This window comes from Legionella sp. MW5194 (assembly GCF_016864235.1).
Lineage (GTDB): Bacteria > Pseudomonadota > Gammaproteobacteria > Legionellales > Legionellaceae > Legionella_C.
The window spans coordinates 461,041-484,775 of sequence record NZ_CP045732.1 but is presented as its reverse complement, the minus strand read 5'-3'; the positions used below and the strand labels follow the sequence as shown (position 1 = coordinate 484,775).

Here is a 23,735-nt window from a genome sequence, read left to right as displayed (position 1 = left end):
TTTTCTCCGCTACCTCAATTTATTATAGACTTTGTGGCTGTTTTTCTTTATTAAAGGGTTCCATTTGTTACCCTTGGCCAGTAACCGGGTACATACATCAACATCCAGCGGTTCGCTGTAATAAAAGCCCTGAACCTGATCACTGTGATGTTTGCGCAGGTAGTTTAACTGTTCCCGGGTTTCCACCCCTTCGGCAAGAACCTCCAGGTTCATTTGTTTAGCCAGATTAATGATGGCCTCGACAATGTATTGTTCATTGTTATTGGAGGTAATTTCATCAATAAACAATTTGTCAATTTTAAGTTTGTCGAAGGGAAAATGTTTTAAATAACCGAGATTGGAATACCCGGTGCCAAAATCATCGATCACAAAGTGCACCCCTATCTCCTTTAATTCACTCATCTTTTGCGCGCATTCATGGAAATTGGTGGTGATCGATGATTCCGAAATTTCCAGTTCCAGTCGGGATGGATCGACCTGTGTTTCCTGAATGATACTTTTCGTGGTATCAACAAAATGAGGGTGCTGCAATTGGCTGATGGCAATGTTGATTGCCATGTGCAGTGGGGAATAGCCTTGTTCCTGCCACTGTCGGCTTTGCAGGCAGGCCTCACGCATCACCCATTCGCTAATGGGATTAATCAAGCCATTTTTCTCTGCCAGCGGAATGAACACCTTGGGTGGAATATTGCCCCATTGCGGATGATACCAACGCAGGAGCGCTTCAACACCCATCATGACATCACCATCCAGGCTGATTAAAGGCTGGTACTGCAGCCTAAACTGATTATTGGACAGGGCTTCGTACAAATCGAGGGTGAGATGAGTGTAACGCAGGACGTCATCGACGTATTCCGCACGGTAAAATTGATACGTGTTACGGCCATTCTTTTTGGCATTGTACATGGCGATGTCGGCTTCTTTACTTAATTGCTCGGATGGACGCATGGAATCAAAGTTGGCAAAGCTGATGCCTATGCTGGTCGACATCTGGCATTTTTACTCATTTAGGATGAAAGGCTCCGACAGAATGGCAATGATTTTATCAGCAAGATGCGCCACCTGATCTTCATTAATATGGCCATCAACCACCACAATGAATTCATCACCGCCCAAGCGATAAATATTGTCGACTTTACGCAGGTTTTTTCTCAGCCGCTTAGCCACCTGCCTCAATAACAAATCGCCATAACTATGTCCCCAGGCGTCATTAATCTGCTTAAACTCATCCAGATCAAGAAACAGCACGGCTAAGGATAATTTTTGCCGCATGCACCGCTCAATGATGAAAGGGAGCTGGTTGTTGAACTGATTGCGATTGGCAAGGCCCGTTAACAGGTCATAATTGGCGAGATACTGCAGTTGCTGGTTGACTTTGGTTAACTGATCTTCACTTTTTTTGCGCTCAATCGTATAGCGGATAACCCGATCGAGCAACTGCCCGTTCAGCTCCTGCTTATTAAGGCAATCACTGGCTCCTACATCAGTGGCTTCTGCACTGTCCTCTTCGGAAGCTAAAACAATAAAAGGCACCTCACTGCCTTTACCGATAGCCTGCCTGACCAGAGTAAACCCTTCCAGGGGCTCGGCCACAAAATCAACCAGGCAGACATCCATATGGCCACCCAGGGTTTCGGCCAGCGCCTCGTCAGGATTAAGAACCACATGCACCCGAAAACGGCTTTTTTTGATGGTACTCAACAGCTTTCTAATGCGTAATAATTCCTTTTTATCATCACCGGCCAATAACACCTCGATTTCCATCATTAACTCCCTACACCAATAAGGTGAACACGCAGCCGTTTCATTGCGTGAACTAATCGTGTACGACGGGGTTTCAAATTGCCTGGGTTTATGCGGTGAGTCATTCTGCATCCCTTCATGGTCAATCCTAAGCCGGTGCTTTCTATCCAAGCCAGAATATATGTAAAAGTATAGTCAAAGCGGGGTGAATTGCCTGAGTTTAGGGAGGACAGCAGAGGCTTAAGGGATCGCCGTAACCAACCGCCTTGCCGTAAAAGCAAAGGCGGTTTATGCGGGACAAGGGGAATTAACCGAAGGCATTGATGCCGGTAATGTGACGGCCTAATACCAGCGTGTGCACATTATCCGTTCCTTCGTAGGTAAACACGGATTCCAGATTCAGCATGTGACGAATGACGCTGTATTCAAGGCTAATGCCGTTGCCGCCTAATAAATTACGGCATTGGCGGGCTATTTTCAGCGCCTCGCGGCAGGCATTGCCTTTGGCGAGTGAAATCATAACCGGCGTTTCACGCTGTTGATCTTTTAAGCGGCCAATCTGCAGGTTTAGGCACTGGGCCTTGATGATTTCCGTGTACATCGCGGCTAAATCTTTTTGAATTAACTGAAACGAAGCCAATGGGCGGTCAAATTGCTTACGCTCCAACAGGTAGTCGCGGGTTTCATTGAAACAGGCCATGGCCGCTCCTATCGCTCCCCAGGCAATGCCGTAACGGGCCTGGCTGAGGCAGCTTAACGCCGCGCCCAAGCCCTTTTCTGTCCCCGGCAACAGGTTTTCATCGGGAACAAAAACGTCTTCAAACACCAGTTCTCCGGTGATGGAAGCCCTTAACGACATCTTGTGTTTAATTTCCGGGGCGCTGAAGCCTTTACTGCCTTTTTCAACGATAAAACCACGAATGCCGCCTTCGGTTTTTGCCCAGACGATGGCAATGTCAGCAATCGGCGCATTGGTAATCCACATTTTACTGCCATTTAAACGCCAACCGCCGTCCACTTTCTTAGCCTGAGTGCGCATGCTGGCAGGATCAGAGCCTGAATCGGGTTCCGTCAGGCCAAAACAGCCGATGACTTCACCTGCCGCCATGGCCGGTAAAAAGCGCATTTTTTGCTCTTCATTGCCATAACGGAAGATGGGGTACATGCACAGTGAACTTTGTACCGAGACAAAACTGCGCAAACCACTGTCGCCCTTTTCCAATTCCTGACAAACGAGGCCATAGGCCACATAAGAAGCTTCCGCACCACCATATTGCACCGGCAGGGTTAAGCCCAACAGGCCCAAATCCGCTGATTTTTTAATCAATTGACGGGGGAATTGCCCGTGCTCGAACGATTCAGCCATTAAGGGAATCACATCGTTGTTGACAAAGCGCGCGACACTGTCACGAATCATGCGTTCGTCGTCGTGCAATTGTTCGTCAAGAAATAACAAGTCGTCCACCTTCTTTCTCCCTTTTTACTGAATGCAATGCCAAAACGGCCGCAATAATTGAATCCCGGCTGGGCAATAAATACTGCCAGGCGGTACCTAACGGAATAAAGCAGTCTTCCCCGGTGATGCGCTTGATTTTCAAACGGGAGGGGGCTTCTTCCATCAACAGTGTCATTAACCCTTCACTGACCGACGCGCTGCGTCGGCCTTCATCAACAATAAGCACCCGTTTGGCTTTAGCCACCTCTTTAATAATGGCGGCTGCCGGCAAGGGACTTAACCAGCGCAAATCGACGATTTTGGTTTTAATGTTGTACTGCTCTTCTAATAGTTTAGCGGCCTGCCGGGATAAATAGTAACCATTGGCATAAGTCAGGATGACGGTATCCCCCTGCCCATAAACGCCGACTTCCCCGGGTTCTATGGTTTGTTCAGGTGAGGGATAATCAAATAGCCAGCCGTTGTCGCCGTTTTCATGCAAATCCTTGGTCATGTATAGGGCAATGGGCTCAAGGAACACCACAATGCGACCTTCCTTGTAAGCCAGGCGCATGGCCGTACGTAACATTTTCGCCGCGTCCGGCCCATTGGAAGGGCAGGCGACGATGACGCCGGGTAAATCACGCAGCACCGCAATGGAGTTATCATTATGGAAATGCCCGCCAAAGCCTTTCTGGTAGGCTAGGGAAGCAATGCGGATAACCATGGGATTCTGGTATTGGCCGCTTGAAAAAAACGACAACGTCGCCGCTTCACCCCGTAACTGGTCTTCGGCATTGTGCAAATAAGCTAAAAACTGAATTTCAGGCACTGGAATAAAGCCATTGTGCGCGAGGCCAATGGCGGTACCCAGGATGGTGGTTTCATCCAACAGGCTGTCAAAAACGCGGCGTTGGCCAAAGCGGGCCTGTAAATCAGCGGTGACCCGGTAAACGCCGCCTTTTTTACCCACATCCTCGCCAAAAACCAGCATATTGGGGTATTGCATCATCAAGTCAGTTAATGCGAAATTAATTTGTTGGCAAAGGTTGCGCTTTAATTTCAACTGATTGGCCGCGGCACCATAGACCGCCATGCGCCGGGTTTCATCCGGCAAGGGGAAATCGGCTTTCGCCTGCGCTTTGGGCGTGATCGACGTCATGATCTGTCGGGCACTGGTCATGCGCGGCAGGCGTATGGCCTCGGTGGCCTTCGCTTCGATTAAAGCCCGGTTATCACGGTACAAATCAATCAAGGCTTTTTGCGACATCCAGCCGCCATCGTACAAAATGCGGGCGGAGTGCAGCAGCGGGTCATGGCTTTCATTGAGTTCAATCTTACTCTGGCTGTGGTATTGCGATTCGATGTCGGAACCGGCATGCCCAAGCAGCCGCACACAGCGCATGTGCAGAAAAACCGGTTGTTTTTTATGACGGGCGATGGCTTCTGCCTGACGCGCTTTCAGGTAAACATCGGCCATGTTCAGACCATCGCAATGCAGGTAATGAATACCGGGACGCTGTTTCACCGAGGACTCGATCCAGCTTTCAGGGGTCGGAACGGAAATGCCGATGCCATTGTCTTCGCAAATGAACACAATGGGGAGAGGGTAATTCTGACTGGCTATCCAGGAACAGGCATTTAACGTGGTTTGACTCGACGCATGATTGGTTGAAGCATCGCCAAACGAACAGAGGATGACGCTGTCCGGCGATAGATTTGCCGTAATGCCCAGTTCTTTGGCCCGGGTGATGGACAAGGCCGCGCCCAGTGCCTTGGGCAGGTGCGATGCAATCGTCGAGGTTTGCGGCGGGATATTCAAAGCCACACTGCCAAACACTTTATGACGGCCGCCTGAAATCGGATCGTCTGCGGCGGCCACCAACGACAGGAGAATGTCCCTCACCCCATCGCACCCCGCCACCTGCTTGGATCGCTGCAAGTAAAAACCACCGCTTCGGTAGTGCAGAAACGCCATATCCGACGGTGAAAAGACCTCGCCAAAGACGGCATTGCCTTCATGGCCACTGCTGCCAATGGTATAAAAGGACAAACCCTTTTCTTTAAGCTGGCGGGCAATTAAATCAAGCAGGCGCGATTTCATCTGCGAATCGAAAATCTCAATGCTTGTTTTTTTATCCATGCCGGCCTGAGAGGGAGTCAATACGCTTCGGGGAGCAGGAAAGTCACCCTTTTGAACGCGCTTTATAAATTGTTCGTCGACAACACTCGCTCTATCTAACATCTTCCACACCCTGTTTTGTTAGTATCCCTATGTTACCCAAGCTTTGGTGAGCCACGACGCCTTTTCATGGACAACCATCAAGAAAAGGATTTTCCAGCCGATAACAAAGGCATCAGTATAGTGAAATGACTTTGGAAAAGACAAGAAAAATTGGTGGTGAGCGCAGATAAAGGATGCCATCATGGCCTTTGATGTTGGTGCGGTGCAAAGCGTACGCTTAAACCCGGTGCAGGAACTCAAACTTGCAAAACCGGCCGTGGACCTGTACGTCGGCCAAATCCTTAAAAGCGTTGTCGTCGGAGCCTTGAAAGATGATCAGGTCACCATTCAGATCAACGGTCAGAATATCAATGCCAAAACCGCACACCATTTTGCTCCGGGAGAAGTGCTGGATGTGAAGGTGCTGCAAATCGGGGAAGAAACCATTCTGCAGGTGTTAAGCGATAAGGCGCCCCCCTCTCCCATTCAAACGGCCCTGGCCCACAACTTGCCACGCCAGGCCCCGGCCACTGCTCTGTTGGCCACACTCAACGCGCTGGTGGAACATCCGAAGCTTCCGGCCAATGTCAAAGACCAGATAAACCACATCCTTTCAAGTCTTCCAACCATTTCACAATTGCCTAAACAGATCATGCAGGCGGTCAATCAAAGCGGCCTGTTTCTGGAAGCGAATCTGCTGACCGCAGCCGCTACGCCGACGACCGTACCGCCGACAGTCCTTGCCAGTGACTTGAAAGCACAATACCTGCGCCTGTTAAACACCCTGGCACAACAGGGAATTACCCCACCTGCCAAACCCATGGCCGTCACCGGGTATGAAATGGCGGAGAATGATTCCCTGCCGTTGCCCGGTGCGGTGCCGCAACCCCATCATCGCCTGGAGCCTAAATCCCTGCAATCCATGGCGGACATGCCGGTAGAAAAACTGCTGTCTGTGCTGAGCGAACACACGGAGCATGCACTTGCCCGCATCAATACCAGTCAATACGCTCACTTGATGAAGACGCCGGAGCAACCTTACAGCCTGATGCTGGATTTACCGATAAGAACGCCCGATGGCCAGGAAGCCATCCCTCTGCTGATTAATGAAGAACATCAGAGCAACCTGATGCCGTCGCGCTACAGTATTTCATTTGCCTTAAGCTTAAACGACCTCGGCGATTTACAGGGCACTGTGACTCTCCATCAGAATACCATTGATATCCACATTAACGCTGACAAACCGGCCACGCTGGATCTGTTACAGGACCATCATGATGAATTGACGCAATTGGTCAGCGATCTGGGGTTGAATTTAGGTGCCTTTGGCTTACACCTTGGGCTTGAAGACAACAAAATCGACGGCAGCCGCTTTTCTTTACTGGACTTGAAAGTATGAACAAGACACCGCCACAGGCCGTAGCCCTGCAATACGATGGTGAATCAGCCCCGCGGGTGGTGGCCAAGGGCGAGGGATTCATTGCCGAACAAATCATCAAAGTCGCCCAGGAAAACGGCATCCCGCTTGAAAAAGACCCAGAGTTGACAGCCATGTTATCCAAAGTCAAATTAAACGATGAGATTCCCCCATCCCTTTATCTCGCCGTCGCACAATTACTGGCTTTCCTTTATTATCTTAATGATAAAAAGCCCGAAGGCTACGCAAACGAAGAACGGCGGGGATGATTGGCAAATAATAAACAATCAAACTACAATTTGAGCTAAATGACGAAGAAGGAATAACAACATGAAATGGATGGCTTTAATACCCTTCGTTTTACTGACTGGCTGTAATTACACCAATACCGAATTTGTGCAATACCAGCAGGTCCTGGTGGTCCCGCCTCATCAAACCATCACCATTGTCAAAGACGCCCCGGTGGATGTGACCACAACGCGTGTGGAGTGTTATTGATTTTTTATCAAAAATTACAAGAGGCGATGCAATTTAAAGGGCAAATGACCATCCGGCTCCTTATCCCAGAGGCTTATCACATGACCGCCATACCCTGCGCCGACGATTTTGCAGGCTTTGGCGTGTTTTTTTAATTCCTGAACATGCTGATGAAGTTTGTCAGAAACCAGCCCCCAGTCATAAAAGCATTGATTGCCTTTGTTTAAGGCGCTTTCCAACAAAAGAAACCCTTCCGTTGCTTCGCTTTCCAAAGCCATCTGGATTTCCCGGGAGGAATCAAGCATGCGATCATCAATGCGGTTGGCCAGTTCAGGATTGGTTTTTCGCAGTGTATTCACCGTCTTAACGCAGCTATCAGTGATGCTTTTTTCACCGGAAGACGACACATAAAGGTGGGGTCTCCAACGCGGTTCAATGGGTTGTATTTCATGGTTGGCTGTATACTTAATCACTCCGCTGGACATAACGCCGGCGATATCCAGACCACTGCTTTTGATATGAAACTCGTTTTCAAGCTCAATGGCAAATTCAAAGAGTTCCGCCTGACTGATTAAACCGTAATACAGGCACCAGCGGGCGACGGCCACGCAGAGGGCGGCGGAAAATCCAAGGCCTGCACCGATGGGAATGGAGGAGTGGATAGTAAAAAAACCAGTCAGTTCCGCCGGGTTTTTCTCTGCGAGCATCAGTGCGTTGCTGACGACGGGCCACAGCATGATGGAAAGCGAGTTTTCTCCCTCCGTGGAAATGGTTTGAATGGTACGGACAGAGTCCTTGGTGTAACCCAGGGTGAGCGTGTAATTGCTAAACGGGGTGACAAAGGCAAAACCACGATGAACAATCACATGCTCACCAGCCAGTATGCATTTGGCCGGAACAGAGGTATGAAAATCCATAAATGCCGCTTCTAATCAATTAACCTAATTAACTATAGCATAGCGCCATCAATTTGATTAATTTTTATTCAAAAAAGCCTGGCGCACAGTCTATACTCTTAATACCCATCGGGTGAACGGGGACGAATGAATGACTAATCCTCATGTGGTGCTGATTACACCAGATGACGAAGTACTGGGAACCATCGACAAGCTGTCGGCGCATCAATACGCCATGCTGCACCGTGCTTTTTCCGTGTTTATTTACCGCAGACGGCAAGACCGCTTTGAAATTCTTTTACAGCAACGTCAACAGAGCAAATACCATTCTGGCGGTTTATGGACCAATACCTGCTGTTCGCACCCGACGCCAGACGAAAGCGTTTTGGCAGCCGCTGAACGCCGTCTTCATGAAGAGATGGGGATTAAAGCCACGCTTCATACGGTGGGCAAGTTTCATTATGTGGCGGTGTTTAACAATGGTTTGTTTGAAAACGAGCTCGATTACGTGCTGGCCGGCACTTACGAGAGCGACCTCATCCCCTTTAATCAGGACGAGGCGCAAGCCGTGCAATGGATTTCGCTCACTGATCTTAAGCAATGGGTCCATGACGAACCAGAGCAGTTCACGCCCTGGTTCCAGCAGGCCTTACGCTTGTTTATCCCTTATCTTAAAAGCCGGGTGACGAATAAAACCGTCAGTTAATCCATCAGGAAAACTTCAGTACGCTGGCTGCAGGGCTAAGCGTCGGCTTTGGTTCTTTCTTGAAAAAACCCAACTGTTTTTTGGACGCCGTCTCCGACTGATGCGCAATTTTCACTGTGGGCAATTTATTTTTCAGAATCTCCCTGTCGTCCTCCGAAAAGCATTTGCCCAAAATGACAGTCTTTAAGCTGCTGCTGTTTTTCTGCAAAAAGCCCACCAGCACATCAAAATTGGATTTAGATTGATTATCAATAAAATCATCGATAATGACACTTTCAAGCTTAGGCAACTCAAGAACGTGCAGCCAGTTGAGTATATCCGCAAATTCAAAAGGGTAAGCATGAGACAAATAGCCTTCGCCATGCGGTGAGTTTTCTTTAAAGGCATCAATGGTTAGATATTTAATGTGCGCAAATTGCTCCCTGTCCAGGAAAGCTCCTGAAAACTCCTTTTCAACTTGTTTTAAATCGCCAATAACCTGTTCTAAAAAAAGTACCCTGACGTCTTTCATGGACTCTTCATCAACAAATAGTGCAAAAAAAGAGTTGATCATCTTGTAAATTTCAATCTCGTGAATATTAGCGTTAATCCGGCGCAAGACGTGAACCAATCCCTGGGTTGGCAACCACTGATGCATATTGATTATGGGTAAAGGCTCAGCAAACTTTTCCCCCGTTGCCGAATCAAAAAATTGGATTATCCCGCTAATCTCGGTTAAAAGAAGCAACCAGTTCAGCGAACGATGTCTGCCTTCATCAAGGTTGATTCTGCTTTTTTCAATCACTTTAAGATTTTTATAGAGGCTGTTATCCAGCAGATGCTCAAGCAGTTTGCGGAGTTCCTGAACGGATTCAAGGCTGGATTTCTGTTTATATAGCTTGACATTTTCACGAACAAAGCTCGTGTTGTCATGCCAACAGGTATAGCTATTCAGTGAGAAATTATTTTTAAAATCATTACCAGGAGCAGGCATCTTTTTTATGATTAACTGGCTGATGGGAACGTCCGGTATAAGCTGAGGCTGTTGCACTGCCTCGATGCCAGGCTCTTCAGGCGGCTTACGCGAAGGCGGTACACCACAATCATGGCTCATGGACGCCTTAAAGCCTGCTTCATCAACAGAAGCCTGACGCGATAGCAGGTAACTTGGTGCCGAGGGATCGACCGTAACCAGCTCCATTTGCGAATTTTTTCGAGTCAGCGAATCAATAAAATAAGGCGTTACGGTGCTGTCCACCGTCTCAGCCCGGGTGAGTTGGGAAAACGACGCGGGCGGTTCACTGCTCTTGCGGGGAAGGTCTTTTGGTAGATACAACTGCTCCAGGCTTTTCAGTTCCCTTAATTTTTTTTGCGTGAATGAAGCCGTGTAGACCAACGTCCTTTTTTCACTCTTGACCATCATCTCGCTCGTGGCTCGAGGAATTGTAGTTTCGCTTCTTCCAAACTTTTTCATTGTCTGCTCTGACAGAGAAAAGGTGGGATTGGGAAATTCAGCAGCTGTTGTAATCTCACTGTCGGTATGAAACAGGATGCTCTCATTCTCTTCAAGGATTTCATCCCGCTCACCCAGCGTTTTTTCAGTTTCCGCAATGGCATTTTTCGTTTGAAAGTCTTCAATGGATGGAATCAGGTCTTCGGGGGACTCCTGAAGCCTGTCCTGCAGGAATTCTTTCTCTTTTTTCTGATTTTTTTAAGAATAAGATCGATAAATCCCGTGCTCGCCTTTTCAGTTGATGTCTTTTTCATAATCACTACCGCCAATCAAAAAAATGTCATAAAATAGACAATTTGGAAAAATATTGCAAGAGAAATGAGGCGTTCTGGCTCGATTTATTCGCCCTTCCATGGCTTGCCAACGTTTGAAAAGATTGATTATAGTTAGTCTTCCCGTAATCACTGGCAGGACGCCATGCGCCCTTTGTTTATTACCCTGCTCACCTTGTTATGGACTGCCGCAGCCACTGCCCTGCCGGCAGGTTTTATCTATCTGCACCAGGTGGCACCCGAAATCATTGAAGACCTGCGCTATGCCAGTGCCAACAATTTTACTGGCAAGCGTGTTCCCGGCTATCAAACAGGACGGTGTATTCTGACCCGGGAAGCCGCAAGGCAACTTGCCTTAGTCGAAAAAGCCGCGTTAGGAAAAGGGTATACATTAAAAGTCTATGACTGTTACCGCCCCCGCCGCGCCGTGAAAGCCTTTTACCAATGGAGTCAATCAAGCAACACCGCCACCAAAAGGTTTTATTACCCACGCGAAGAAAAGAACACCCTGTTTGCCAAAGGTTATATTTCACTTGCCTCAGGCCACAGCCGCGGCAGCACGGTCGATTTAACTCTGGTGAAACTGAGCCAGCGTGGCGACTACCCGGCACGCGTCAATGGTACCTGTTACAGTAAAACCAATCAGCATGTTGACGATGACTCCATCAACACCGGCACCCGTTTCGATTGCTTAGACCGAAGCGCACATGTTTTTTATCCTGAATTAACAGCCGTGCAGAGACAAAACCGCCTGCTGCTCAGGCAATTGATGATGGATCAGGGATTTAAACCCTATGGTAAGGAATGGTGGCATTTCACCTTGGGAAAAGAACCCTACCCTCAGACCTATTTTGATTTTACCGTCCATTAGCCGGGTTTTTATGATGAAAACACACTATGCTCATTCCCTGTTACAACGCCTGATCGGCCTGACACTGATCCTTCTGATCCCGCACGCCTTTGGCCGCAGCGTCAATGTCTATGTCGAGTTGGATAATCTCGCTGTTTATCAATCCATTGAGCAGTTTAATCAGTTTTTAAAAAGCAAGGGGGTTTTTAAGAAATACCAGATAGAACCTTTTTTGCATGCTTACCCGCTGCATGTCACGCTTTACCTTGCCGATTACCCCGATAAAAACATCCCGCAACTGGTTAAACGAGTGGCCTTCCTGGCTAAATTCTGGCACGCCGTGGAACTCAAAACCACCTCGCTCTATGTCACGAAAGGAAATTACGTCATGCTCGGTATTGATTTACCGCACGCAACGCAGGGCGGTAACTCTTACCTGCAGCAGATGAGCGATGAAACTGTGCTGCAATTGAACTCGCTGCGGGACACCAACACGCCCATCCCTGATTGGGCAATGAATAACGCCGTTAAACGTCAGGCTTTTAGCCTTTACGGCAGCCCGAATGTGTTTTTTGAATACACGCCTCACATCACCCTGATGGCCAAACCGTTTAAAAATACCAGCGAAGCGGCGGCTTTTCAGGAGGAAATGAACGCTTTAATTAAAGACTACCGGCAATTGAAACCCCTGCAATTCAAGGTATCCGCAATTGGCATTGGCTATGCGGATGCCTTGGGACAAATCACCCAGCCGTTTGCGCATTTCAAACTGTCACTGCGTACAAAAGAAAAGCCTAGGGTTTAAGCCGCTTGGAGAGGGTTTTACTGTAACGGGCCAAATCCTTGTCAAAATTTTTTACCTGCGCCTTTTGCCGGCTTTGTTCCTGCTCCATGAGGCTTTGCAGACGCAGCAGTTCATTTTTAACCCCGGAGGTTTCGGCTTTAACCTGCTGAATTTCTTCCCTCAAATGAAGGGCTTCTTTGTTGCGTGTCACAAATTCCTGCCTTAACGCTTCGAGCAAATTGGCTTCAATTTTAAGTTGCTGCTTGAGTTGTTGGTTTTCACTGCGCAGCTTTTTTATTTCTTTTTGCAGGCTGCTGGCTTTTTCCGATGCCTCACCCAGGGCTTTTTTCTTTGCCGCCAGACGTTCTTTTACCAATTTCAACGAACGCTCCGAGGATTTCAGAGTAAATTCAATCGCTAACTGCGATGCAGCGTTAACCACCATCAACGCCTGGCGCTCAATGTCCGTCTGGTTCTTGCGCAGAAACACCGCTTGATGGCAGGCATCAGCCACGCCCACGGCGGCATCGCGAAGGCGGGTAGTCACCGTTTGAATTTGTTTGCCGCTTTTCAAATGGGAATAATATTTATTGTCTTTTCTTAACACAGCAAGCGGCGTCAGTGCCATGCCCACGGCCTTCAAAAAATAAATGATCAACACAGTAACCGCCTTGGTTAACCTGGGCATCTCCTCTGCTTTTTTTGGTGAGGCGTGAAAGGAATTAAGGTAAGCAGTCAACTGCTCCTGAAAAAGTAACTGATGAATGCCGGCCGCCATGATGTCATTCGGTTTGGGACTTTTTTTATTCAGGCTGGCTGCTGCAATAAAATGCTGAAGTTCATTCAGGCATCGCGACTTAAGCTCGGCCGTGGTCCCCTTGCCGGAAGGCACCAGCATACCATATAAAACGGCCCAGTCCTGCTCCTCAAAAACAATCCAACCCTCCTTGCCGCTGCGAATAAATTTGGCTAGACATCCCATCATTTCAGGGGAACCCCTGTCAAAACACAGGGAGACAGTACGTAAGACGTTTTGCAGCCATTGCTCAACCAGGGCCTGCGTGGCCTTGCTTTCATGGCGGGCGATGAGAGCCAGGAGCAAAAGCACTTCATTCATGAGATTTAACAGGCTTTTCCTGTTAAACCATCCCTCATTCGACAGCGTGGTTGATTTTATTCGTGCTGTTGAAAGCATAATGTCGGCTAATTTTTATAGGAACACTTTGAATTATAGCAAAAATTGGATTTTGACAAGGCAGCGATGAGGAAAACCACCGGCTTATCCTGCGTTTAACGGATTAACCTGATAGAAACGCAGGCAGACATTGGCGGGGACTCTCTCACTTTTTACACCGTAATAATGACCTTCGTCCAGACGATGGCAGACCGTCGCGGGATTTAAGGAGTTCAGGCAGGAAGCCAGCGTGGACGAAGCGCACTGGGGAAAAATCGCATCCGGCCCTTTGAGCGCCGCATAACAATCATTTTTCCAGGTTGTAAAAGAACGGGTATAGAACGTCGTAAAATCGGCAAGGATACCGTGTTCGTCAAGCTTAAACAGCTTCATTCCCGAGTAATTGTGGTGATCGCGGCTGATGGAGGGCGTGGAATAGGCATACACCATGGCGTTGGACAATCGGATTTGCCGGATTTCATCCATGTGGGTATGGGATGTCAGCAGGGTTATTTGACCATACCGGGACTGAGCCTCCTCCAGCAGACGGAGAAACGCCTGTTGGTATGCGTTATGCCACATCGGCTCACCCTTAAGATTGTTGCCTGGCGGGACATGCATGGCAATCAGCACTTGCCTGGCGTTGTGTGTGGATAACTGTTTTTTCAACCACCGCAATTGCCTGTTCGCCGCCTCCTGTTGATGCGGGTAGGACGGCAGCAAAAAAGGGGTGCGACTGAACAGGGTTGAGTTTAATGCAATGAGAATAATGGACTTATCACCGGGAATGACATAACTGGCATAATAGCCATCACGATCCATGCCGCTGTCATTGAGCATCAGGCCGTCACAATAAACGCAGGCTCCCTGCCAATCAGCCGCCAAATCGAGGGGCGTTTTTCCTGCTGCATTAAAAGGCTGGTAATTGCCTTTCAGGGCGTCATTGTTTCCGGGAACATAAAACAGGGGCCGCTTACCCTTATCAGCCTCATACAAGGCATGGAATACGGCCTGCTCATAGTCTGCCTTAGCCGGCACCGGCCCTAATAAATGGGTGGGAAGGTCGCCCAGCGTGATAATAAAATCAGCCTGTCGCGACAATTGTGCGTATTTTTTCATTGCCAGCTTCAGAAGGGAGGGGCTGGTATCATGGCCGTCGCCATCCGTATTGCGGGCGCCGTAATGAATATCGGAGATGGTTAAAAAGCGAATGGCTGCCTGGCCGGAAAACGAGGCCAGCAACACAAGAATAAACAACATAAAGCGGATCATGGTAAGCCTTGGTCAAGCGCCTGTTAACCAGGCGCTTTCGAGTCTTTAACTGGTGGCTTCACGGATAGTCCAAACCCGTTGAGCGGTGAGCGGCGCTTCGTCTATCCACATCACCAGCGGCTTACCGGTTAAACCGGGCTTGTTTTTAGACGCCAGCGCCACGGCAAAGGGGTATTTTTTGCGAAGGCCCTGCAGAGCATTCATGACTCGATTGGCATCGGGTTGATTATCCTTCAGGACCAGTTCATTGCCGCGGTACAGGATGGTCACCGCCTGCCCTCGCAGAGCCTGCTTAACCACGGTTTCCAGACGGCGCCATTTTGCCTGACGGCTGCGCTGCAGCTCAGTCTGGGTTGGATTTTGCTGATACTTGATTCGCGGGTGCCTGGAAAAGACTTTCGCCCAGGAATTATTGCTTGGCTTTTGCTGCAGGAAATACGTGCACAGGGCATCGACGACATAGCGGTAACGCCCGGACACGGAAGGCTTGGTTCCCGGCAGACGGTTAATGTAGATTGCAAAGGCCAAGGTGTGCGCATTGGCGGTGTAAAGGTAGCCGGACAAACTGATGACGCCCGTCATGGTGCCTGTTTTGGCGCGCACCAGATCCTGTTGATCAGGCCGCTTAAAGCGACGCTGCAAGGTGCCATCACGCCCCGAGATTGGCAAGGCGGCAATGTATTCGTACGAAAGCGGGAAACGCTCGTATAAAAATTTAAGCAGGCTTACCGTTTGATTCGGTGTTAACAAATCGTGTCGCGACAAGCCGGAACCGTCAGTCAGAATGGCATTCTGCAACGGGATACCGGTTTGTTGCTGCAGGAATTTTTTAATGATGCCTTGCGCATCGGCCCAATTAACCGGCGTGCCCTGTAATTTCGCGGCGGCATGCAGGAACAGGCTGTCGGCATAGAGGTTGTCGGAGGGTTTTAAGGTATCGGCCATGAGCTGGGCAATGGGCTTGGACGTGTCAGTGGCCAACAACAAGGAGCCGGCAGGCGCCTTGCCGAGGGTGACATGGCCTTCATGCACGATGTTGAGTTGATTCAGTTGCTGCTGGATCAACCCCTGGGCGTAAATCAGCGGGTTCTGGATGGCCATCTTCTGCTGTACTGCCCATTGGCCGACGCCGACGCAGCCGCGTACCGTCAGCTGATTTTGCTTGTTCATGGAAAAATCCACACCGCAGCGGGAGGCCTTGTCTTTGGTGGTGACCTGATTATTAATGACAATACCACCCTTGTCGCCTTCCACTTCCACAATGGCCGGCACCCCGGGTTTATCGCCGGGATTGACCGTCACGATCATGCGGTTGGCATCAATCACCACGGGCGCCAGTGGCGCACCATAACTGTAAACCAGATCCTGCACCATCCAGCCTGGCGGGTAAGGGTTCACATTGGCATGGCTGCTGTCAATGACCACATTGCCGACAATCCGGTCGATGTGCCAGTTTTTTAAGGAAGCCAACAGGCTGGCCAAGCGCTCGCGGCTGAAGGACGGGTCACCGGGTAAATGCAGGTACAGCGTGCCGTTCAATACGCCATTCTGCAGGGTGCCAATCCCCGCACTGAGTTGATTTTTAAACCGGTAATCCGGTCCTAAAACCATCAGCGCCGCGGCATCCGAAAACAGTTTCATGTTGCTGGCGGGAATAAACGAACGAGCCTGATTGCGACGATAAATCGTTGTGCCGCTGGTTAAGTCCACCACCTCGACACCGATATTCATGGCGGGGTCGACCTGATTGATAATTTTGTCCGCGCCGCTTTGAAAACTGGCATGCAGGCTGGTTGTAAACAACGCGCCCACAATCAAACCTGATAAGGTCCTTTTCATCAATTTCGCTTCCTTAAAGTAGGTGATTGAAATAACATCTGTCTGACACTCGAATTAGCCCAAGACACCGACACGTCAGTGCAAAAGTGCTAATCATAACGCAAGCCCATGCGCTCAAGAAGCCCTGCCAGGGTATCATTATCAAAAAATTTTATCTGCAGCCATCCCCCGCTGCCGTCATCGCTTACAATTTGAACAGGCGCGCCGACTTGTTCCGCCAGCTGACTCTGCAGACGCTCAATATCCCGGTCGCGTCGCCGATCGGGTAATGGGGCCGGGGCGGCTTTCGCCGGGCGCACTTTTTCTTCCAGTTGGCGCACAGACCATTGCTGCTCAATGATTTCATCAGCCCAGCGCATCTGCTCAAAAGGGGTCATGCCCACCAGGTTGCGCGCATGCCCCAGGGATAACGCACCCCTGCCGATTTTATCCTGCACGGATTGAGTCAGCGTCAATAAGCGCAGAATATTGGCAATGTGGCTTCGCGATTTGCCCACCAGCACGGCAATTTCATCCTGCTGGAAATGAAATTCATCACAGAGACGACGATAGCCTGTCGCTTCTTCAATCAAATTCAGCTCCTGGCGCTGAATGTTTTCAACCAGCGTTAACGCCGCGGCCTGTTGATCGGTATATTGGCCAATCAGGCAGGGAATGTCGCTTAATCCGGCCAGTTTCGCCGCGCGCCAGCGGCGTTCACCGGCAATGATTTCATAGCATCCCGCCGCAATGGCTCTGACCACCAGCGGCTCAATCAGGCCCTGGGCAGTAATGGATTGGGCCAACTCCAAAAGCGCCGTCTCCTCAAAATGGATTCGCGGTTGATAGCGCCCCGGCTGCAGGGAGTCTAAAGGCAATAACTGGTACTGGGCAGGTGTTTGCATTAACCAAATCGGACTGTAAGGCAAGTGCGAAAAATTGTTTCACAAGTGCGGCCCGTTTGGCAAATCAAAATACTTAGGCTGCCCTGTCAGGAACAACCGGTTTTGGAGCAGGATCATAAAGGTACCAGCCAATATGAAAAAGAACATGACCGGCGATGGCCGCGAGAAGCCCGTATTGCCAGAACAACCAGCCAAATAAAGCGGTCTGCCAGAGATTTAACAACACCATGGCATAGGCAAAACGACGGCTGGCTACGCACCCCGCCGCGATGTAGGCAGGTAAATGCCCCAGACTGAGCAGCAAACCGCTGCTTAACATGGCAAAGCCAATGACGCCTGCCGAAATTCGCCCGGTAAACAGGGCGCCGAAATAGGCAATGACATTCATCAGCCCAAAACGGCCAATGACTTCTTCCACGACGCCGCCATACAGAATGCACCCGTCAAGCCGCAAAGCCGCACGCAGGGTGTATAAAACCGTTAGGCTTTTGTCATCGAGAATGCTGACAACGACGCCGTAATAGAGGAAAAAGAAGACCAACAGCCCACCAAGAACACTTAGAAATACCGGCAATAGCATCTCCTGCAGCAAGCCCAACACCGGTTGATTGTGCAGCAAACCCTGCAGGATCGGTTCGTTTAACCCGGTCTTCAGCGATAAAACCGTACCGGCAAAACTCATCAGCATGACCATCATCAGGGTCTGCAACATGGCAAAGCGACTGATTTTTTTCCTTAACTCTTCGCTGTTTTTTGGCAACAGCAGGTGAATCAGTCGGGGAATGGCGATGACAATGCCCGGTAAGGACAACCCGGTGAGGATGATAATCAGCGGCCAGTTAATCAGCATTTCGTTTATCCTTTGCGTAACACACTGTAGAAAAAACCATCCCGGTTTCCGTCCCCAGGCATGATTTGCCAGCCATGACCGGTAAAAAGTCCCCAGGGTTGCTCACCTGTTAAGACGTCACAGTCTGAGTGCTGTGCTGCAAAGGCTGCAATCTGCTGTTCATTTTCAAGCGGAAGAATGGAGCAGGTGGCATAAACCAGCACCCCTTGGGGTGCCAGCAGGGGCCAAAGCGCTTGCAGCAAGGCTTTTTGCAGAGCGGCCACCTCACGGATGTCTTTTTCGCTCCGCAAAAGCTTGATGTCCGGGTGGCGGCGGATAACGCCGAGGGCGGAACAGGGGGCATCCAGTAAAATGCGATCAAAGCACTTGCCATCCCACCACGTCGAGGGGTCCAGGCCGTTGCCCTGGAGCACAGTCGCTTTCAGGTGCAGACGGGACAGATTCTCGTTCACGCGCGTCAACCGCTTTTCATCCACATCCAGCGCGACACAGGCGTTAAGCCGCGGTTCAGTTTCCAGAATATGGCAAGTCTTGCCACCGGGCGCACAGCAGGCGTCAAGCACGCGCAGTCCGGGCTGTAAATCAAGCAGGGTCACAGCCAGTTGCGCCGACTCGTCCTGCACAGAGACATCCCCCTCGGCAAAACCGGGTAAATCCCAAACATCACAGGCTTGCTCCAGCTCGATGCCTTGGGCGGCCTGCGTGTGCGCCCGCGCGGCAATGCCATTATCCTCCAGTCGCTTTAAGTAGTCTTCGCGGGATAAGCGACGCTGATTCACGCGCAGACTCATGGGCGGATGCTGATCATTGGCCTTCACAATCGCTTGCCAGTGGTGCGGCCAGTCCTGTTGCAACCGCGTCACCAACCAGTCGGGGTGACCCGACAGGTACTCGGGCCGGGTCTGTACCTTTGCCAATAAGTCGTCCTTTTCGCGGCAGAAATTGCGAAGGACCGCATTGACTAACCCCTTGGCCCAGGCTTGTTTCACCAGAGTTAGCAATGCCACGGTTTCCTTGACAGTGGCATAAATGGGTTTGTTCAGATACAGCAACTGATAAAGCCCCATCAGCACCACAACCCAGACCTCCAGGGGTTTGGGACGTTTCTTCAGCAGGCTATCGCCCAGGCACTGTAATCGAAAATAATGGCGACAGACGCCATAGGCAATTTCTTTGGCCAGCGGAGAGGCATTGGACAGGCTGTAAGACAGGGGGGTGTTTTCCTTAAACACAGCCATCAGGGCGTCCAAGGCCTGCAGACGATCATTTTTACTCATTGAAGGACCTGATGAATCAATTGTCCGGCGCGGCCGGCATTCAGCCAATCGGCAACACGCATGGCTTTGCCGCCGGGAAATTGCAGCATTTCAATGCACAGCACCCCGTCGCCCGTTGCTACCCGCAGGCCATGCTTGTCGATGCTTAATACCGTGCCCGGGGCTTTACCGTGAAGACCGGGCTCACTACGGGCCTCATAAATCCGCAGGTTTTCCTCGCCCATTCGGGTAAACGCCACAGGCCAGGGATTGTAGGCACGAATTTGCCTGTCAATGACGTCAGCCGTCTGATGCCAGTCAATGCGGGCATCGTCTTTGTCAATTTTCGACGCGTAGGTGGCAAGCGCATGGTTTTGCCCAACCGGTTTGGCGCGTCCTTCCGCCAACGCATCGACGGCTTCAAGCAGGGCTTTTGGCGCCAGTTGCGCCAGTTTATCGTGCAGACTGGCGGCCGTTTCCCTTTCCGTCAGTTCGCAGGCAGTTTCAACCAGACTGTCACCGGTATCCAGGCCAACGTCCATCTGCATGATGGTCACGCCGGATTGCTTGTCTCCATGCAGGATGGCTTGTTGAATGGGCGAAGCCCCTCGCCAGCGGGGCAACAGCGACGCATGCACATTGATGCAGCCCAAACGGGGGATGGTTAACACGCTCCTCGGCAGGATGAGGCCGTAAGCGATCACGACCATCAAGTCTGGTTTTAAAGCGGCCAGCTGTTCTACTGCCTCGGGGGTTTTAAAATTGAGCGGTTGATAAACGGGCAAGCCGTGATCGACAGCCCAGCGCTTGACAGCGGAAGGCTGCAGGTGGCGGCCGCGTCCCGCGGGTCTGTCCGGTTGGGTGTAAACGGCGGTGAGACGGTGCACCGATCCAGCCAGCGCCTCGAGACAGGGCAAACCAAATTCAGGTGTGCCCGCAAAAACAATCGACAGCGGCGTCATTATTTGCGCGCCATCTGACGCTTGAATTTTTCAAGCTTGCGCCTTGCCATGCTGCGTTTGAGCGGTGACAACAAATCCACATAGAGTTTACCGTTTAAATGGTCAATCTCGTGCTGGAAACACTCGCCGAGCAAACCGTCAGCGGTCATTTCATACGACTTGCCGGTTCTGTCCAGTGCCCGAATGGTGACCTTGTCGGCGCGCACCACCGTGTCGTAAACTCCAGGCACAGACAGGCAGCCCTCCTGGTATTCCTTTTGCCCCTCGGAAGCGATTATTTCGGGATTGATGAGGACGAGCTGCTGTTTTTTGTCGCCAATCACATCAATAACCGACAAACGGAGGCTCACGCCGATTTGCGGAGCGGCAAGGCCAACCCCATTGACACTGTACATGGTTTCAAACATGTCATCGATAAGCGTTTGCAATGCGTCGTCGAACTGTTCAACCGGTTTGGCGACCTGGCGCAACACTGCATCAGGCAGGTAAATAATCTTGCGAATAGCCATAAGACATCTGTTTTAAAAGGTGAATTGCGTGGTATTATCGCTAATACCCTGTGTAGCTGCAAGATGCCAACAATTGGACCAAGGACTGATCAATGCGATACTTGCTGATTCTTTTATGCTTTTTTCTCTCATTTGACCTGCAGGCCTTCACTTCAGCACCGCACGTGACTTCCCTCCGCTCCGATTACCCCAGACGCTACGTTGTTCAGCCCGGCGATACACTGTGGTCAATTGCCACCAAATATTTAAACCGTCCCTGGGAATGGAAAGCCCTGTGGCATGCCAATCCCACCATTAAAAACCCGAACCGGCTTTACCCCGGTGCCGTTCTGGAACTCAATTTTTACCACCGTCACCCCTACCTGAAAGTCCTGTCCAACGGCACGATTAAATTATCGCCGCATATGCGGCCCATGCCCAGTGACGCAGCGATCCCTCCCATTTCGCTGATGGACATTAAACCCTTCCTGAACGCGTCGCTGGTCATGGACAAGAATCTGCTGGCCCAGGCACCCTACATCGTGGCCTTTACTGGCGAACACATGCTGGGTGGCCAGGGAGATGAAGTCTATGTAAAAAAGCTGCATCCTTCACGTAAAATGCCAAGAGGTGCGACGATTTCCTATGCCGTGTATCGACCCGAGTGCCCTTACCTTGAGCCAGTGACCCACCGGCCGTTGGGTTATAAAGCGACATTAGTTGGCTATGGCGAATTGGTGCGCGGCGGTGAACCCGCCACTATCCTTTTAACGGAAATTACCGAGGGCGTCAAAATAAGAGATCGGGTCATGCTCAATGATTTCCCGGAATTCAAACTGAATTTTTTACCTAAAACGCCGAGCTATCCCATTCGGGGCTCCATCATCGATTTACCCGGCGGCTTGCCCAGTGGCTCCACTCAGGGCGCTGTGGGGCTGGTGGCCGTCATCGACCGTGGGGATGACGCGGGGCTTGAGTCAGGCGATGTGCTGGCGATTTACTCCGAGCAGCGCTTAATCCGCGATCCGCTCAATCGTCAGGAGGAAATCCTTCTGCCGCGCGAACGGGTGGGAGAAATGATGATTTTCAGAGTCTTTAGCAAAACCAGTTTTGCCTTGGTGGTGCGTTCAACCCGAGCCGTTCATTTGCTGGATAAAGTTACCAATCCATGATCAACAAGCCTTACCTCCTCGCCTTAAACCGCATCCCTGCCATCGGCCCCCGCACCGTCATGAAATTACTGCGGCAATGGCCGGTATTGACGGATCTTTTCAACACACCTTATGCGGCCCTGCTTGACGCCGGGTTACCGGATAAAATGGCGCGGGCCATTGAGCGGTTTGAGCACAAGACCATCGACGCAGATACCGCCTGGCAGCAGTCTTCGCCCTACCACCATGTGTTGACCTGGGAGGATGACGCCTACCCGGCCCTGCTTCGCGAAATCCATGATCCGCCGGTGGTTCTCTACGCGATGGGGGACTTAGCCGCACTCCAGCAGCCTTGCATTGCCATGGTCGGAACCCGAAAGCCTTCCGTCAGCGGCAGTGAGACCGCAGAACACTTTGCCTTTGAATTGGCTAGCCGGCAAATAACCGTTGTCAGCGGGCTGGCGCTCGGCATCGACGCCCGGGCGCATACCGGTTGTGTGGCTGCGGGAGGAAAAACCATTGCCGTCATGGGAACAGGCATTGATCGCGTCTATCCGCGCCAACATCAGCAACTGGCTGATAAATTAAGTAAAAACGGCTTGTTACTCAGTGAATTTCCGTTAAATAGTCCATCCAGTGCTGGACATTTTCCACGCAGAAATCGTATAATAAGTGGCTTATCCTTGGCCACCTTGGTTGTAGAAGCGGCACTTCGCAGCGGTTCGTTGATCACTGCGCGCCTGGCACTGGAGCAAAATCGGGAGGTGATGGCTGTACCTGGCTCAATCCATAACCCGCAATCCAGAGGGTGTCATTTTCTTCTGCAGCAGGGCGCCAAGTTGGTTACCTCGACGGAGGACATCCTGGAAGAGTTAAAATTGACCATTCCGGATAAAAAAGCAAATCAATCCAGGTCATCCCTTGCAACCAACAATAAAAACCTAGTAAAGTGCATTGGCTTTGAGACGACGACGGTCGATCAGATCGTCGACCGCAGCGGCTTAAACGTTGAGGACGTTGTCTCTGACCTGGCCATATTGGAATTAGAGGGCATTGTCAAATCAGTACCCGGCGGTTACATGAGGTGTGCATATGAAAGATAGCTTGTTTGAGATGTTGATGAATTTCTTTGAGAAAAGTTTATCTCAGTTAAAGGAAAGCAAATCTCAACAAAACGCAGAGACAGGCCAGCCAGACGGGGAAAATGGTCTTGATTCGACCAACCCTGAGAAAAGTACGCTCGTGGTCAGGGCAGCTAACCTGAATGCCACACGGGTGTTTACCGTTGATGAACAAATGAAACTGACCAAAGCCAGTCACCAGTTTATCGTGCGCATGATGCTTTGGGGCGTTATCGCGACTGAAACCATGGAGCAAATCATTAATCAACTGCTTTTTTCCGAATCCCGCTTTGTCACGTTGCAGGAGACGAAATGGACCATTCGCAATGCTTTGGCAGAGCATCTTGATTCTGCACAACTTGCTTTTCTTGATCTTGTGCTCTATCAAAAAGAAGATGAACTACCCTTACATTGATAACACAAACGTTAAGGCCAACTTTCT

21 protein-coding genes and 1 pseudogene are annotated in these 23,735 nt (G+C 50.4%); 9 read left to right on the top strand and 13 right to left on the bottom strand.

The genetic code is table 11. The annotated features are described in order from the left end of the window. Positions 1-9: 9 nt before the first annotated feature. The 3 genes and pseudogenes from GH742_RS15815 to GH742_RS02260 all read right to left on the bottom strand — a co-directional run bounded on the left by GH742_RS15815 (position 10) and on the right by GH742_RS02260 (position 5,423). Positions 10-1,764: pseudogene (locus GH742_RS15815) on the bottom strand (EAL domain-containing protein). 286 nt (positions 1,765-2,050) lie between these two features. Beyond that, on the bottom strand, positions 2,051-3,208 hold the full coding sequence (locus tag GH742_RS02265; RefSeq protein WP_239005248.1) for an acyl-CoA dehydrogenase family protein: 1,158 nt from the start codon (positions 3,206-3,208) through the stop codon (positions 2,051-2,053). Next, a complete protein-coding gene (locus GH742_RS02260) occupies positions 3,186-5,423 on the bottom strand; it encodes an alpha-ketoacid dehydrogenase subunit alpha/beta (protein ID WP_203455977.1) in 2,238 nt (745 codons plus the stop codon). Before GH742_RS02260 ends, GH742_RS02265 begins: the two co-directional genes overlap by 23 nt. A gap of 181 nt (positions 5,424-5,604) precedes the next feature. On the opposite strand from GH742_RS02260, the gene GH742_RS02255 reads away from it, so the two are divergent. From GH742_RS02255 to GH742_RS02245, 3 genes are all read left to right on the top strand, one after another. After that, a complete protein-coding gene (locus tag GH742_RS02255; protein WP_203455976.1) occupies positions 5,605-6,801 on the top strand; it encodes a flagellar hook-length control protein FliK in 1,197 nt (398 codons plus the stop codon). After that, complete coding sequence (locus tag GH742_RS02250; protein WP_108293134.1) at positions 6,798-7,088, top strand: EscU/YscU/HrcU family type III secretion system export apparatus switch protein; 291 nt, start codon at positions 6,798-6,800, stop codon at positions 7,086-7,088. Before GH742_RS02255 ends, GH742_RS02250 begins: the two co-directional genes overlap by 4 nt. Positions 7,089-7,149: 61 nt before the next feature. Next, positions 7,150-7,317 (top strand): hypothetical protein, encoded by a 168-nt coding sequence (locus tag GH742_RS02245; protein WP_160160658.1) that lies wholly within the window; start codon positions 7,150-7,152, stop codon positions 7,315-7,317. A 14-nt stretch (positions 7,318-7,331) separates the two neighbouring features. Here GH742_RS02245 and GH742_RS02240 read toward each other — a convergent pair whose 3' ends face one another. Then, entirely contained in the window at positions 7,332-8,213 is an 882-nt protein-coding gene (locus GH742_RS02240) for a mevalonate kinase (protein WP_203455975.1), read from the bottom strand. A 130-nt stretch (positions 8,214-8,343) separates the two neighbouring features. Here GH742_RS02240 and idi point away from each other — a divergent pair, with 130 nt between their 5' ends. Beyond that, on the top strand, positions 8,344-8,898 hold the full coding sequence (idi, locus tag GH742_RS02235; RefSeq protein ID WP_203455974.1) for an isopentenyl-diphosphate Delta-isomerase: 555 nt from the start codon (positions 8,344-8,346) through the stop codon (positions 8,896-8,898). A gap of 4 nt (positions 8,899-8,902) precedes the next feature. On the opposite strand, the gene GH742_RS02230 is transcribed toward idi, so the two are convergent. Continuing rightward, the gene (locus GH742_RS02230) at positions 8,903-10,300 is read right to left on the bottom strand and encodes a hypothetical protein (protein WP_203455973.1); all 1,398 of its coding nucleotides are present in this window, start codon (positions 10,298-10,300) and stop codon (positions 8,903-8,905) included. A gap of 507 nt (positions 10,301-10,807) precedes the next feature. Here GH742_RS02230 and GH742_RS02225 point away from each other — a divergent pair. Both GH742_RS02225 and GH742_RS02220 read left to right on the top strand, forming a co-directional pair. Then, positions 10,808-11,533, top strand: coding sequence for a M15 family metallopeptidase (locus GH742_RS02225; protein ID WP_203455972.1), 726 nt, complete (start codon positions 10,808-10,810; stop codon positions 11,531-11,533). Between the two features lie 10 nt (positions 11,534-11,543). After that, a complete protein-coding gene (locus GH742_RS02220) occupies positions 11,544-12,317 on the top strand; it encodes a 2'-5' RNA ligase family protein (protein ID WP_203455971.1) in 774 nt (257 codons plus the stop codon). Here GH742_RS02220 and GH742_RS02215 read toward each other — a convergent pair. The 8 genes from GH742_RS02215 to def form a co-directional block, all read right to left on the bottom strand. After that, positions 12,307-13,491, bottom strand: a complete 1,185-nt coding sequence (locus GH742_RS02215) for a hypothetical protein (RefSeq protein WP_203455970.1) — start codon at positions 13,489-13,491, stop codon at positions 12,307-12,309. The two genes, GH742_RS02220 and GH742_RS02215, sit on opposite strands and share 11 nt — an antisense overlap. A gap of 84 nt (positions 13,492-13,575) precedes the next feature. Then, on the bottom strand, positions 13,576-14,730 hold the full coding sequence (locus GH742_RS02210; protein WP_304607787.1) for a metallophosphoesterase: 1,155 nt from the start codon (positions 14,728-14,730) through the stop codon (positions 13,576-13,578). Positions 14,731-14,787: 57 nt separating this feature from the next. Continuing rightward, the gene (gene dacB, locus GH742_RS02205) at positions 14,788-16,581 is read right to left on the bottom strand and encodes a D-alanyl-D-alanine carboxypeptidase/D-alanyl-D-alanine-endopeptidase (protein WP_203455969.1); all 1,794 of its coding nucleotides are present in this window, start codon (positions 16,579-16,581) and stop codon (positions 14,788-14,790) included. Between the two features lie 89 nt (positions 16,582-16,670). Next, a complete protein-coding gene (locus GH742_RS02200) occupies positions 16,671-17,465 on the bottom strand; it encodes a ParB/RepB/Spo0J family partition protein (RefSeq protein ID WP_203455968.1) in 795 nt (264 codons plus the stop codon). 73 nt (positions 17,466-17,538) lie between these two features. Further along, positions 17,539-18,315: a CPBP family intramembrane metalloprotease gene (locus GH742_RS02195; RefSeq protein ID WP_203455967.1), complete on the bottom strand. Its 777-nt coding sequence runs from the start codon at positions 18,313-18,315 to the stop codon at positions 17,539-17,541. Between the two features lie 5 nt (positions 18,316-18,320). After that, positions 18,321-19,592 (bottom strand): 16S rRNA (cytosine(967)-C(5))-methyltransferase RsmB, encoded by a 1,272-nt coding sequence (rsmB, locus tag GH742_RS02190; protein ID WP_203455966.1) that lies wholly within the window; start codon positions 19,590-19,592, stop codon positions 18,321-18,323. Continuing rightward, on the bottom strand, positions 19,589-20,533 hold the full coding sequence (gene fmt, locus GH742_RS02185; protein WP_203455965.1) for a methionyl-tRNA formyltransferase: 945 nt from the start codon (positions 20,531-20,533) through the stop codon (positions 19,589-19,591). Before fmt ends, rsmB begins: the two co-directional genes overlap by 4 nt. Beyond that, the gene (def, locus tag GH742_RS02180; protein ID WP_203455964.1) at positions 20,533-21,042 is read right to left on the bottom strand and encodes a peptide deformylase; all 510 of its coding nucleotides are present in this window, start codon (positions 21,040-21,042) and stop codon (positions 20,533-20,535) included. The genes fmt and def overlap by 1 nt, the downstream gene beginning before the upstream one ends. A gap of 92 nt (positions 21,043-21,134) precedes the next feature. Between def and GH742_RS02175 the strand changes: the two genes are divergently transcribed. The 3 genes from GH742_RS02175 to GH742_RS02165 are packed head-to-tail and all read left to right on the top strand — an operon-like array spanning position 21,135 to position 23,708. Continuing rightward, the gene (locus GH742_RS02175; protein WP_203455963.1) at positions 21,135-22,193 is read left to right on the top strand and encodes a LysM peptidoglycan-binding domain-containing protein; all 1,059 of its coding nucleotides are present in this window, start codon (positions 21,135-21,137) and stop codon (positions 22,191-22,193) included. Further along, entirely contained in the window at positions 22,190-23,275 is a 1,086-nt protein-coding gene (dprA, locus tag GH742_RS02170) for a DNA-processing protein DprA (protein WP_203455962.1), read from the top strand. The genes GH742_RS02175 and dprA overlap by 4 nt, the downstream gene beginning before the upstream one ends. After that, positions 23,265-23,708 (top strand): DUF494 family protein, encoded by a 444-nt coding sequence (locus GH742_RS02165; RefSeq protein WP_203455961.1) that lies wholly within the window; start codon positions 23,265-23,267, stop codon positions 23,706-23,708. Before dprA ends, GH742_RS02165 begins: the two co-directional genes overlap by 11 nt. Positions 23,709-23,735 lie beyond the last annotated feature (27 nt).